Origin of the sequence: Saccharopolyspora sp. 6M (genome assembly GCF_020176775.1) — a bacterium.
Lineage (GTDB): Bacteria > Actinomycetota > Actinomycetes > Mycobacteriales > Pseudonocardiaceae > Saccharopolyspora_C > Saccharopolyspora_C gregorii.
Genome location: NZ_JAIUJZ010000196.1, coordinates 1 through 11,394, shown reverse-complemented (window position 1 = coordinate 11,394; position 11,394 = coordinate 1). Strand labels below are relative to the sequence as shown.

The 11,394-nt window shown below is 74.5% G+C and carries 9 protein-coding genes and 1 pseudogene; 5 read left to right on the top strand and 5 right to left on the bottom strand.

Translation table 11 applies throughout. The features are described from left to right. Nucleotides 1-207 precede the first annotated feature (207 nt). The 3 genes from LCD31_RS23120 to LCD31_RS23110 are packed head-to-tail and all read left to right on the top strand — an operon-like array spanning nt 208 to nt 4,788. Nucleotides 208-1,272: a MoxR family ATPase gene (locus tag LCD31_RS23120; protein WP_224966784.1), complete on the top strand. Its 1,065-nt coding sequence runs from the start codon at nt 208-210 to the stop codon at nt 1,270-1,272. Nucleotides 1,273-1,276: 4 nt separating this feature from the next. Next, nucleotides 1,277-2,527 (top strand): DUF58 domain-containing protein, encoded by a 1,251-nt coding sequence (locus LCD31_RS23115; RefSeq protein ID WP_224961185.1) that lies wholly within the window; start codon nt 1,277-1,279, stop codon nt 2,525-2,527. Then, complete coding sequence (locus LCD31_RS23110; RefSeq protein WP_224961183.1) at nt 2,524-4,788, top strand: DUF3488 and transglutaminase-like domain-containing protein; 2,265 nt, start codon at nt 2,524-2,526, stop codon at nt 4,786-4,788. The genes LCD31_RS23115 and LCD31_RS23110 overlap by 4 nt, the downstream gene beginning before the upstream one ends. Before the next feature lie 320 nt (nt 4,789-5,108). Here LCD31_RS23110 and LCD31_RS23105 read toward each other — a convergent pair whose 3' ends face one another. Continuing rightward, entirely contained in the window at nt 5,109-5,528 is a 420-nt protein-coding gene (locus LCD31_RS23105; protein ID WP_224961181.1) for a DUF3040 domain-containing protein, read from the bottom strand. Between the two features lie 222 nt (nt 5,529-5,750). Further along, the gene (locus tag LCD31_RS23100; protein ID WP_224961180.1) at nt 5,751-6,476 is read right to left on the bottom strand and encodes a bifunctional 2-polyprenyl-6-hydroxyphenol methylase/3-demethylubiquinol 3-O-methyltransferase UbiG; all 726 of its coding nucleotides are present in this window, start codon (nt 6,474-6,476) and stop codon (nt 5,751-5,753) included. 102 nt (nt 6,477-6,578) lie between these two features. Between LCD31_RS23100 and LCD31_RS23095 the strand changes: the two genes are divergently transcribed. Both LCD31_RS23095 and LCD31_RS23090 read left to right on the top strand, forming a co-directional pair. Further along, entirely contained in the window at nt 6,579-7,460 is an 882-nt protein-coding gene (locus LCD31_RS23095) for a ParA family protein (RefSeq protein WP_224961178.1), read from the top strand. Next, nucleotides 7,460-8,239, top strand: a complete 780-nt coding sequence (locus LCD31_RS23090) for an Fpg/Nei family DNA glycosylase (protein ID WP_224961176.1) — start codon at nt 7,460-7,462, stop codon at nt 8,237-8,239. The genes LCD31_RS23095 and LCD31_RS23090 overlap by 1 nt, the downstream gene beginning before the upstream one ends. Here LCD31_RS23090 and LCD31_RS23085 read toward each other — a convergent pair. From LCD31_RS23085 to LCD31_RS23075, 3 genes and pseudogenes are all read right to left on the bottom strand, one after another. After that, on the bottom strand, nt 8,236-9,513 hold the full coding sequence (locus LCD31_RS23085; protein ID WP_224961174.1) for a uracil-xanthine permease family protein: 1,278 nt from the start codon (nt 9,511-9,513) through the stop codon (nt 8,236-8,238). The two genes, LCD31_RS23090 and LCD31_RS23085, sit on opposite strands and share 4 nt — an antisense overlap. A gap of 179 nt (nt 9,514-9,692) precedes the next feature. After that, on the bottom strand, nt 9,693-10,532 hold the full coding sequence (locus tag LCD31_RS23080; RefSeq protein ID WP_224961172.1) for a hypothetical protein: 840 nt from the start codon (nt 10,530-10,532) through the stop codon (nt 9,693-9,695). A gap of 12 nt (nt 10,533-10,544) precedes the next feature. Further along, nucleotides 10,545-11,294 (bottom strand): annotated as a pseudogene (locus tag LCD31_RS23075) (PspA/IM30 family protein); the annotation flags it as partial. Nucleotides 11,295-11,394 lie beyond the last annotated feature (100 nt).

Genomic DNA, 11,394 nt, shown 5'->3' with positions numbered 1-11,394 from the left:
AGCGGGGCGTCCGGGGGCTCCGGTGGGGGAACGTGGGGAACGCCCCAGGCCACCGGCACCGGTACGGCGGCCGCCTGCGGTTTGGCACACTGCGGAGGCACCTGAGCGCGCGATCGCCGAGCCCCCGTCACCGGTCGACGGAGTCGGCGGCCCTCGTCGACGCGGACGGCGGCACGCCGCGGCGCTCAGCGAACACCTGGAGGTTTCGTGACGCCCAACATGCCCACGTCCGGCACCGCGTTCGCCGGTGGCGGGCACGCCGACGCGGCTTCCCGCGGCAGCGGCGGGTACGTGCGGGAGTCCGAACCCGCGACGATCGCCGCGCTGCACGGCACCGTGCAGCGCATCGCCGCCAACGTCGAGCAGGTCCTCGTCGGCAAGCCCGACGTGGTCCGGATCGCGCTGGTGACCATGCTCGCCGAAGGCCACCTCCTGGTGGAGGACGTGCCCGGCGTCGGCAAGACCTCGCTGGCGAAGGCCCTCGCCCGCTCCATCGACTGCACGGTGAACCGCATCCAGTTCACCCCCGACCTGCTGCCCAGCGACATCACCGGCGTCTCGCTCTACAACCGGCAGGCGGAGGCCTTCGAGTTCCGGCCCGGCCCGGTGTTCGCGAACATCGTCGTCGGCGACGAGATCAACCGCGCCTCCCCGAAGACCCAGTCCGCCCTGCTGGAGTGCATGGAGGAGGACCAGGTCACGGTCGACGGCGAGACCTACGAGCTGCACGCGCCGTTCATGGTCATCGCCACCCAGAACCCGATCGAGATGGAAGGCACCTACGCGCTGCCGGAGGCGCAGCGCGACCGGTTCACCGCGCGGGTGTCCATCGGCTACCCCGACCAGCAGGCCGAGCTCGCGATGGTCGACGAGCACGCGGGCCGCGATCCGATGGACCAGCTGCGGCCGGTCACCGACGCCGACCAGGTGCGCGCGCTGCTGCGGGCGGTCCGCGACGTGCACGTCAGCACCGAGCTGCGCCGCTACGTGATCGAGCTGGTCACCGCGACGCGCACGCTGCCGGAGCTGCGGCTCGGCGCCTCACCCCGGTCGACCTTGCAGCTGGTGCGCGCGGCCCGCGCGCAGGCCGCGCTGTCCGGCCGGGAGTACGTGGTGCCGGACGACGTGCAGGACGTGGCGGTGCCGGTGCTGGCGCACCGCCTGGTGCTGACCAGCGAGGCCCGCGCGACCCGGCGTTCCGCTTCCGACCTGGTGCGCTCGCTGCTGCGCCGGGTCGAGGTGCCGCGGGGCGACTCCGGGCCCCGGCGGTAGTCGCGTGCTGTCCGGCCTGACGGTGCGGGGTCGCTGCCTGCTGGCGGCGGGCCTGGCCGCGGCGGTGTGCTCGGTGGTGCTCGACGAGCGGGACCTGCTGCGGATCGCGGCGTTCGTCGTGGTGCTGCCGCTGCTGGCGCTGCTGCTGGCGGGCCGGGTGAAGCACGGCATCCGGGCGCGGCGCGAGGTGCTGCCGGGCCGGGTCCCGGTGGGCGGGAACGCTTCGGTGCGCCTGCACCTGACGGGGACATCCGCGGTGCCGATGGGCGGTCTGCGCTTGGAGGACGGGGTGCCGCACGCGCTGGGCGGCCGGCCGCGGTTCCGGCTGGAGTCGGTGCCCAGGTCGGGTGCGGTGCTGGAATACCCGGCGAGCCCGGGGCTGCGCGGCATCCACCAGATCGGCCCGCTGCGGACCCGGATCGGCGACCCGTTCGGGCTCACCGAGTTCGAGCACGAGCTCGCCGGGCGCAGCAGGCTGGTCGCGGTGCCGAAGGTGGTGCCGCTGGGCGGGCTGCCCGCCGGTTCCGGCCTCGGCACCGGGGAGGACGGCTCGACGCGGCTGCGCGCCGGGCACGGCGACGACGACACGATGGTGCGGGAGTACCGGCACGGCGACGACATCCGCCGGGTGCACTGGAAGAGCACCGCCAAGCGGGACGAGCTGATGGTGCGCGTCGAGGAGCGGCCCTGGCACGGCGGCGTGACGGTGCTGCTGGACCGGCGGTCCGCGGCGCACCGCGGCACGGGAGCGGCGGCGAGCCTGGAGTGGGCGGTCTCGGCGGCGGCCAGCATCTGCTCGCACCTGCACGCGCACGGCCAGCAGGTGCGGCTGGTCACCGAGGACGCGGCGACGCTCAGCGGCGGTCCCGGCCCGTTCGACGGCGGCCACGACGACGCGGCGATGCTGGACGCGCTGGCGGCGGTGCGGCCGTCCGCGCAGCGCGACCTGGTGTGCCCGCAGGACCCGGGCAGCGGGCAGGAGCTGATCGCGATCTTGGGCGCCACCAGCACGGCCGGGGTGCAGGAGCTGTCCCGGCTGCGCCCGGAGCGCGCGCGCAGCCTGGCGCTGCTGCTGGACGTGCGGACGTGGGCGGGTGATCCCGCGGACGGTTCCTTCTCCCCGCAGCGCACCGCGGACCGGCTGCGCGCGTCCGGCTGGTCGGTGGTGGTGGTCGACGGTCCCCGCTCGTCGATGGCGGGCGCGTGGGGCCGGTTGTGCCAGGTCGCCTCGGCGGCTCCGGGGGTGGTGTCGTGAGCACCCGGGTTCGTCCGGCGGGCACGACGGCGGTGGCCACGACGGCCGCCGCGGTGTCCTCGCTGGCGGTGTCCACGGGGTTCACCGGAATCGTGAGCGATGCGCGCTGGGTGCTGCCGGTGGCGCTGGCGGTGGCCGTGGTGGCCGGTGTCGGCCTGCTGGGTCGCACGTTGCGCTGGTGGCCGCCGCTGGTGGGGCTCGCGCAGCTGTGCGCGCTGGTGGTGCTGCTCTCGGCGCTGTTCACCGGGCAGGCGGTGCTCGGGTTCCTGCCCGGTCCGGCGGCGTTCGGCGAGCTGTCCGGCCTGCTGGGGCAGGCGATGCAGGTGGCCAGGGAGGGCGTGCCGCCGGTTCCGGCGGAGCCCCCGCTGCAGGTGCTGCTGTGCCTCGGCCTCGGTGTGGTCGCGCTGCTGGTGGACGTGATCGCGGTGGCCGCGGGCGTGCCCGCGGTGGCCGGTCTGGTGCTGCTGTGCGTGGTGGCGATCCCGGCTTCGCTGGCGCCGAACATGCTGCCGTGGTGGACGTTCGCAGCCGGTGCGGCGGGTTTCGCGCTGCTGCTGGCGTGCGCGGGCAGCCACCGGCAGACCGCGTCGGCCTCCTCGCCGCTGGCTCGGTTCGACCACCGGGGCGTGGTGCTGGTGGCGGCCGCCGGGGTGCTGGCGGTGCTGAGCGGGGTGGTGTTCACCGGGGTCGGCACCGAGGGCCGGCTGCCGGGTGGGGCGTCCACCGGCTACGGCTCGGCGAACGGCGGCATCGGCTTGCGGCCGTTCACGTCGCTGCGCGGGCAGCTGGACCGGGACGACCCGGTGGACCTGTTCCGGGTGAGCGGGTTGCCGCAGCCCACCTACCTGCGGGCCATGACCTTGCAGCACTTCGACCCGGGCCGCGGCTGGGAGCTGGGCAAGCTGACCTCGGGCGTGGACGCCGGGCAGCACCCGCTGCCGCTGCCGGACGGCACCGAGACGCTGGCGGCGGGCCCGTCCGCGACGGTGCGGATCGACCCGGTCGGCTACCGCGACCCGTGGCTGCCGATCTTCGGGGTGCCGCGCGGGGTGACCGGCATGGGCCTGCAGTGGAACTACGACCCCACGAGCGGCGTGGTGTTCACCCAGGTCCGGCAGGAGAGCAGGCCGTACGTGGAGGACGTGGCGCTGCCGTCCCCGTCGCCGCAGCAGCTGCGCGCGGCGAGCGGCCCGGCGTCGGTCGACCCGGCCTACTCGGACGCGAGCGGGGTGTCGCCGCGCATCGCGGACCTGGCCCGCCGGATCACCGCGGACGCCCCGACGGACTTCGACAAGGCCGCGGCCCTGCAGCGGTTCTTCACAGACCGGTCCAACGGGTTCCGGTACGACCTGAGCACGGCGCCGTCGACGAGCGGGAACGCGCTGGAGGACTTCCTGTTCCGCGGCAAGCGGGGCTTCTGCGAGCAGTACGCCTCCTCGATGGGCGTGCTGCTGCGGTCGGTGGGCGTTCCGGCTCGGGTCGCGGTGGGCTTCACCCCCGGCCACCGGGACGGCGACGAGCGCGTGATCACCACGAACGACGCGCACGCGTGGGTGGAGGCGTTCTTCCCCCGCTACGGCTGGGTGACGTTCGACCCGACGCCGCTGACCGACGGCCGCACCGCGCTGCCGGAGTACCTGAGCCCGCCCGCGCCCGCGCCCGCACCGTCCCCGACCACGGCGCCCGGCGAATCCCAGCAGCCGTCCCCGGAGCCCTCGACGGCCCCGTCGCAGACCCCCGCTCCCGGCGACGCGGCGCAGCCGCCCGTTCCGGAGGCGGACCGCCCCGGCGGGTCCGGCGCGTGGATCGCGGTGGGTGCGGTGCCGCTGGCGGTGCTGGCGCTGGGCGCGGCTCCGCTGGGACTGCGCGAGTTCCGCCGCAGGCGGCGGCTCGCCGTGGTGCGGTCGGGTGCCGCCGGTGCGGCGAGCGCGGCGTGGGACGAGCTGCTCGACGAGCACACCGACCGCAGCGGACACCGCCCGGACGCCTCGGGCACGGTCCGCTCCACCGCCACCGCGCTCGTCGAGTCGGCGGAGCTGCCGGAGGACGCGGCGCGCTCGGTCGACGACCTGGTGACGGCGGTGGAGCACGAGTGGTACGCCCCGGCCGGGCACTCGGTGGCCACCGGGATCGCCGCGCCCGCCGAGGCGCTCCCCCGGGCGTTGGCGGCGCTGCGGGACGGTGCACCGCTCCCCTGGCGGCACCGCCTGGTCCCCCGGTCGGTGTTGCCGGCGGCCCGCCGCGATCGGCCGGAGTCCTGATCGGGCCGGAGTCCTGACCGACCACTGCCCCGACCGAGCGGAGACCCTGATCGAGGACTCCAGATCAGGCCAGGAACCTGATCGACCGAACCTCGATCCGCCGGGTGATCAGGTTGATATCCGGAGCGGACGCGGCGGTCGCCCGGTTCCCGGCCACCCGCTGCGGACGCCTCGCCCCGGAGCCGAGCCCCGGCGACGGCTCCCGAACACCCCCGGAAACGAAACCAGCCCGACGGTCGAAGGACCATCGGGCTAGGTGATGAGGACGGATCGCCGACCCTGAGGTCGACGATCTCCGGCCTCCGCCGTCCCTGTCGGGACTACTGCTCGAACCGCTTCCGGAAGCGTTCTTCCATCCGCTGGGCGAAGGAACCGCGCGCTCGCGGCTCGGACTTCTTCCGGTCTCCACCGGACGCCGGGCCTGCGCTCCCCTCCCCCTCGGATTCCGCTTCCTGGCTGCCACCACGCATCGCGGACAGCACCAGAACTGCTCCGCCGAACATCACGAGGAAGCCGACCACGCTCACCACGGGGATATCGGCCGGTTTGACCGGTATCACCACGCCGAGCACCAGCAGGATCAACCCCAGCACGAAGACGGCGATGCCTTGCAGGCGACGCCGCCGCGACGGTCGGTGCAACCGGCCGCCACGCACGGTGGAGACGAACTTCGGATCCTCGGCGTAGAGCGCGCGCTCGATCTGGTCGAGCAGTCGCTGCTCGTGCTCGGAGAGTGGCATGGCTCCTCCTCCGGCACAGGTAACTCAGTGGCGCCGGAACCCGGAGGGCAGGCCTCCGGAGTGGGAACCCGGCGAACGCTTGGGGGCGTCACCGTCGAGGATACGGTTCCGGCGACGTCACGACTACCCGCAGGGGTCAGGTCGCGCCTCGGAGGTTGCCGACATCATCCCGTCGGATCAACCGATCGGCGCAATCCCCCGGTGCGACGTGGGATTTCGGGGTCAGCCGCGGAGCCGTCCGACGGCGTGCAGCCGGGTGGCGACGTCCCGCAGCGGTGGCGTGGCCGCGGCGGCGCGTTCCAGTTCGGCGAGCGCGTCGGCGCCCTGCCCCTCGGCGACGGACCCCGGCACGAGGTCGGTGAAGACCCCTTGCCCCTGGACCAGTTCCACGTCGAGCCCCGCCTCGCGCATCCGCCGGGCGAGCTCGTCGCCGTCGAAGCGGCGCAGCACGGTGTCGCCGCCGCCCCGGTACCGGCCGTCCGGGTCGCGGAGCACGTGCAGCGCGTCGGCCGGCCGCCCGGCGAGAGCGCTGGCGAGGACCGCGGCGTACCGGTTGGACACGAGCACCGACACCGCTCCACCGGGCGCGGTGGCCGCGGTGAGCGAGGCCAGCGATCCGGCGACGTCGTCGACGTATTCGAGCAGGCCGTGGCCGAGCACCAGGTCCGCCCCACCGGGCGGCGCGAAGGCGTGCAGCGCCTCGGTGTCCCCCTGCAGCGCGGTGATGAGCCGGTCGACGCCCGCGTCGGCGGCGCGGCGCTGCAGGGTGGCGAGCGCGTTGGGACTGGGGTCGACGACGGTGACCTCGCAGCCCGCGCTCGCCAGCGGCACCGCCCACACCCCGCTGCCGCCGCCCACGTCGAGGACTCGGGGCGGGCGGCCGTCCCGGCGCGTTCGGGCTTCGGTGATCTCTTCTTCCAGCACCCGGTCGACGGCGTCGGATCTCATGGCCAGCAGCGTAATGGCGGGTCAGACCGGGCGACGCACCGGCGGGGCGGGACGGTGGGCGCAGCAGCACACGTGATCGGTCCGGTTCCGTAGGCTACGGGCGTGCAAACGGTGGCAGTGCTCAGCCTCAAGGGCGGTGTCGGGAAGACGACCGTGGTGCTCGGGCTCGCATCGGCGGCCATGCGCCGCGGCGCTCGGACGCTGGTGGTGGACCTGGATCCGCAGTGCAACGCGACGGCCGCGCTGGAGCCGGACGAGACCCGGCTGGGTCTCAGCGACGTGCTGTCCGATCCGCGGGCGGAGGTGCTGCGCGCGGCGGTGGCGCCGAGCGGGTGGGGCGCGGAGGTCGACGTCCTGGTCGGGTCGGAGGACGCCGAGCTGCACAACGGCGGCCCGCACGACGGCGGGGGCGATCTGGCGAAGCTCACCGAGGCGCTGTCGACGCTGGACGCGTTGATCGCGGAGGGCGAGCTGCCGTACCAGCTGGTGCTGCTGGACTGCCCGCCGTCGCTGGGCAGGTTGACGCGTTCGGCGTTGATCGCGGCGGACCGGGCGCTGCTGGTGACCGAGCCGACGATCTTCGCGGTGTCCGGGGTGCAGCGCGCGTTCGAGGCGGTGCAGGCGGAGCGGGCCGAGAACAACCCGCGCCTGCAACCGCTGGGCGTGGTGGTGAACCGGGTGCGGCCGCGGTCGCACGAGCACCAGTTCCGCATCGAGGAGCTGCGGGAGATCTTCGGTCCGCTGGTGATGCCGGTGGCGCTGCCGGACCGGCTCGCGGTGCAGCAGGCGCAGGGCGCGTGCATGCCGATCCACCAGTGGGGGACGCCGGGTGCCCGGGAGGTGGCGTTGGGCTTCAACCTGCTGCTGGCCCGCACGTTGCGCGCCGGCCGCCGCCGGGATCCGCTGCCGGACGACTCGTTCGACGACGACCCGGGCGATCAGGACCTGGACGAGTTCGACGGCGACGCCCGACCGGGAGCCTGATGCCGGAGGGCGACACGGTGTTCTTGACCTGCCGGCGCCTCGACGAGGCGCTGGCGGGGGCCGAGGTGGTGCGCGGCGAGCTGCGCCATCCGCGCCTGGCCGAGGTCGAGCTGCGCGGCCGGGTGGTGCGCGAGGCGCGCCCGGTCGGCAAGCACCTGCTGATCCGCTTCACCGGCGAGCGGACGTTGCACAGCCACCTGGGCATGGACGGCGCGTGGCACCTGTACTCGCCGGGTGGCCGATGGCGCCGCCCGGCGCACCGGGCACGCGCGGTGCTGGAGGTACCGGGCCGGACCGCGGTGGGGTTCGACCTGCGCGGGATGCGCTGGGTGCGCACCGCCGACGAGGACTCGCTGGTCGGTCACCTGGGCCCGGACCTGCTGTCACCGGAGTGGGGTCCGGAGTCGGCGGCGGAGGCGGTGCGGCGGCTCACCGCGGACCCGGCCCGCGAGATCGGTGCGGCGCTGCTGGACCAGTCGGTGCTGGCCGGTGTCGGCAACATCTACCGGACCGAGGTGTGCTTCCTGCTGCGCCGCTCCCCGCACTCCCCGGTGGCGGAGGTCGACGCGGAGCGGGCGGTGCGGTTGTGCCGGGACCTGCTGCTGCGCAACGCGTGGAGCCCGGAGCGGTCCACCACGGGCGATCTCCGCCGGGATGCCCGCTACTGGGTGTACGGCCGCCGGACCTGCCTGCGCTGCGGCGGCCCGGTCCACCGCGATGGCGGTGCGGAGCGGGTCACCTACCACTGCCCCCGCTGCCAACCCGTCCCCCACCGCTAAGCATCCCGGCGCGCGGAGACCGCGTCGGCGAGTCCCCGCAGCACCGGGTACACGAGCACGATGCCGATGGAACCCCACACCAGCCCGGTGAAGCGCAGCGCCCCCAGCGACAGCGTCAGGTCGCCGACCCCGGCGACGAGGGCGGTCCCGAGCACCGCGAGGTTCACCGGATCGGCGAAGTCCACGCCCGCCTCGCTCCAGATCCGCACCCCCACGAGCGCGAGCACGCCCACGACGACGAGCAGCGCGCCGCCGAGCACGCCGACCGGGATGGTGCCGAGCAGCGCCCCGAACTTCGGGCAGAACGCGAGCACCACGGCGGCGACCGCGGCGATCATGCAGGCGGCGGTGGAGTACACGCGGGCCGCGGCCATCACCCCCACGTTCGGGGCGTGGCTGCTGAGCGCCGAACCGCCGCCCGCTCCGGAGAGCGCCGTGGCGAGCCCACCGCCGATGAGCGCGTCCCCGACCTGGCCGTCCAGGTTGCGCCCGCTCATCGCCCCGACGGCCTTCACGTTGCCGACGAGTTCGACGAGCACCACCAGCACCATGGGCGCCACGAACGGCACCGCGGACAGGTGCATCTGCGGGGTGACGAACTCCGGCGTCCCGAACCAGGGGGCGCGGGCGACGGCGTCCAGCCGAGCCGGGTCGACCTGGCCGAGCAGCGCGGCGCAGGTCCAGCCGGCGAGCACGCCGAGCAGCACGGCGAGCCGCCGCAGCATGCCGCGGCTGAGCACGGTGGCGAGCACGACGACGGCGAGGGTGATCGCGGCGGGCACGGGCTGCGCGCTGAACGAGCTCACCGTCTGCGGCGCGAGGCTGAGCCCGATCATCAGCACGATGCCCCCGGTGACCACCGGGGGCATCGCGGATTCGAGCAGCCGCACGCCGAGCGCTTTGACCGCGACCCCGAAGGTGAACACCACCAGGCCCACGATCATGATCGCGCCGAGCAGCGCGCCCGGGGTGGCTCCGCCGTGGTCGACGGCCGCGCCCATCGGGACGACGAAGGCGGCCGAGGCGCCGAGGTACGCGGGCACCCGGTTGCGGGTGACGAGCAGGAACAGCAGCGTGCCGAGGCCGGACAGCAGCAGCGTGGTGGAGGCGGGGAAACCGGTGAGCAGCGGGACGAGGGTCGTGGTGCCGAACATGGCGATCAGGTGCTGGAACCCGAACCCGAAGGTCAACGGCCAGCTGAGCCGTTCACCGGACCCCACGACCGCGTCGTCGACCAGCTGACGACCGTTGCCGTGCACGGTCCACAACGCCACATCGCCCTCCCCGACTGTCCCCACCCGCGGGGATCGCCGCCACGTAACGTAGCGACGCTGGGAAGATTACTATTCGGCATCACATAATCAACCCGTAACGGGGTCATCCGGGTGAAGAGATAAGTCACCCGGGGCCACGTGGAGTCATCACCCGGGTTCGCGACCTGCGGTTTCGCCGCTCAGGTGCGAGGTTGGTCCGCCGATCCGGCGGTTCCGCTGCCCCAGCCGAGTTCGTGCAGCGCGGTGGCGAGCCCGGCGAGCCGGTCGGTGGCGTCTTGCACGGCGTGGCGCTGCTCGGGGGCGCCGCTGGCGGCGACGGCCCGCCCGGCGGCGGCGACCAGGTAGCGGTAGCCCTCGACGCCCTCGTCGAGTTCGGCGCGCAGCCGCCGCACGTCCGCGCGCAGGTCGGCCTGCTCGGTGGCGGGTACGTGCGGCAACGCCGCTTCGACCGCCTGGAGGCGGGAGGCGACTTCGCGCAGCGCGGTCGCGGCGCGGTCCGCGGTGGCCCGCGCGTCGGTGGCCTCCTCGAACCCGCCGCCGCCGAGCTGCGTCAACGCCTGGTGCAGGCTCTGCTCGGCGTCGCGCAGCAGCCGCATCGGTTCCCGGGCCTGCGAGCCGTTCGGCGGCAGCTCCACCGGTTCCGGGGCGGCTTCGGGCAACGGGGTCCGGAGCAGCCGCCGGTAGCGCCGCCATTCGGCGACGGTGCCGAACGCGGCGGCGACGGCGACTCCGCCGACGCCGAACGCGGCGACGTCGAGCATCGTCTCCAGCGCGCCCGCGCCGACGGGGAGGCCGAACGCGTGCGGCGCGTACGCCCCGTACGCGCCGACGCCGAGCACCCCGGTGCCGACGGTGCCCGCGGTGGCGTTCTGCCGCGCCCGCTTGCGCTTGCGCAGCAGCCGCGCGCGCGGGTCGCGCCACTGCGCGAGCTTGCGGCGCACTTCACCGACGACGGGGCCGCGCAGCTCGCGCAGCGCGGCCTCGCCCCATGCCGCGAGCTCGTTCTTCCGCGGTGGCATCGTCCGGCTCGATCAGGCTTGCCCGGTCTGCGGGTTCTGCTGCTGCTGCGGCCGGGTCGCCGGTTCCGCGGTCTGGCCGCCCGCCTGCTCGCCACTGGTGACCTGCTGCTGGCCGCCGCCCATGGAGGCGCGCAGCTGCTCCAGCCGGTTCGAGCCCGCGGCGTCGAGGGAGGCCTGCTGGACCTCCATCATCCGGCCCTGCACGCTGTTCTGCGCCAGCTCCGCCTCGCCGAGCGCGGTGGTGTAGCGCCGCTCGATCTTGTCCCGCACCTCGTCCAGCGAGGGCGTGTTGCCGGGGGCGGCGAGATCGCTCATCTGCTTGAGCGAGTTGGACGCCTGCTCCTGCATCTTGGCCTGCTCCAGCTGGCTGAGCAGCTTGGTGCGCTCGGCGATCTTCTGCTGGAGCATCTGGGAGTTGCGGTCCACCGCCTGCTTGGCCTGCTCGGCCGCCTGCAGGGACTGGTCGTGCAGCGTCTTGAGGTCTTCCACGCCCTGTTCGGCGGTGACCAGCTGGCTGGCCAGCTGCGTGGCGGTCTCCTCGTACTTCTGCGCCTTGGCGGGGTCGCCTTCGGCGCGCGCCTGGTCGGCCATGACCAGGGCCTGCCTGGCCGAGGACTGCAGCTTCTCGACTTCGCCGAGCTGCCGGTTGAGCTTCATCTCCAGCTGCCGCTGGTTGCCGATCACCGAGGCCGCCTGCTGGGAGAGTGCCTGGTGCTGGCGCTGCGCATCCTCGATGGCCTGCTGGATCTGCACCTTCGGGTCGGGGGGGGGGGGGGGGGGGGGGGGGGGGGGGGGGGGGCGCGCGGGGGCGGGGCAGAGGGAACGGCGTGAGCGAGACGCCGCCCGCCCCGGCGGCGGGCGG

Excerpts from the sequence above, each read along its gene's own strand:
- LCD31_RS23105 (WP_224961181.1), bottom strand. The coding sequence starts at position 5,528 with ATGCCACTCTCCGAGCACGAGCAGCGACTGCTCGACCAGATCGAGCGC.
- LCD31_RS23080 (WP_224961172.1), bottom strand. The coding sequence starts at position 10,532 with ATGCCACCGCGGAAGAACGAGCTCGCGGCATGGGGCGAGGCCGCGCTG.
- LCD31_RS23090 (WP_224961176.1), top strand. The coding sequence starts at position 7,460 with ATGCCGGAGGGCGACACGGTGTTCTTGACCTGCCGGCGCCTCGACGAG.
- LCD31_RS23100 (WP_224961180.1), bottom strand. The coding sequence starts at position 6,476 with ATGAGATCCGACGCCGTCGACCGGGTGCTGGAAGAAGAGATCACCGAA.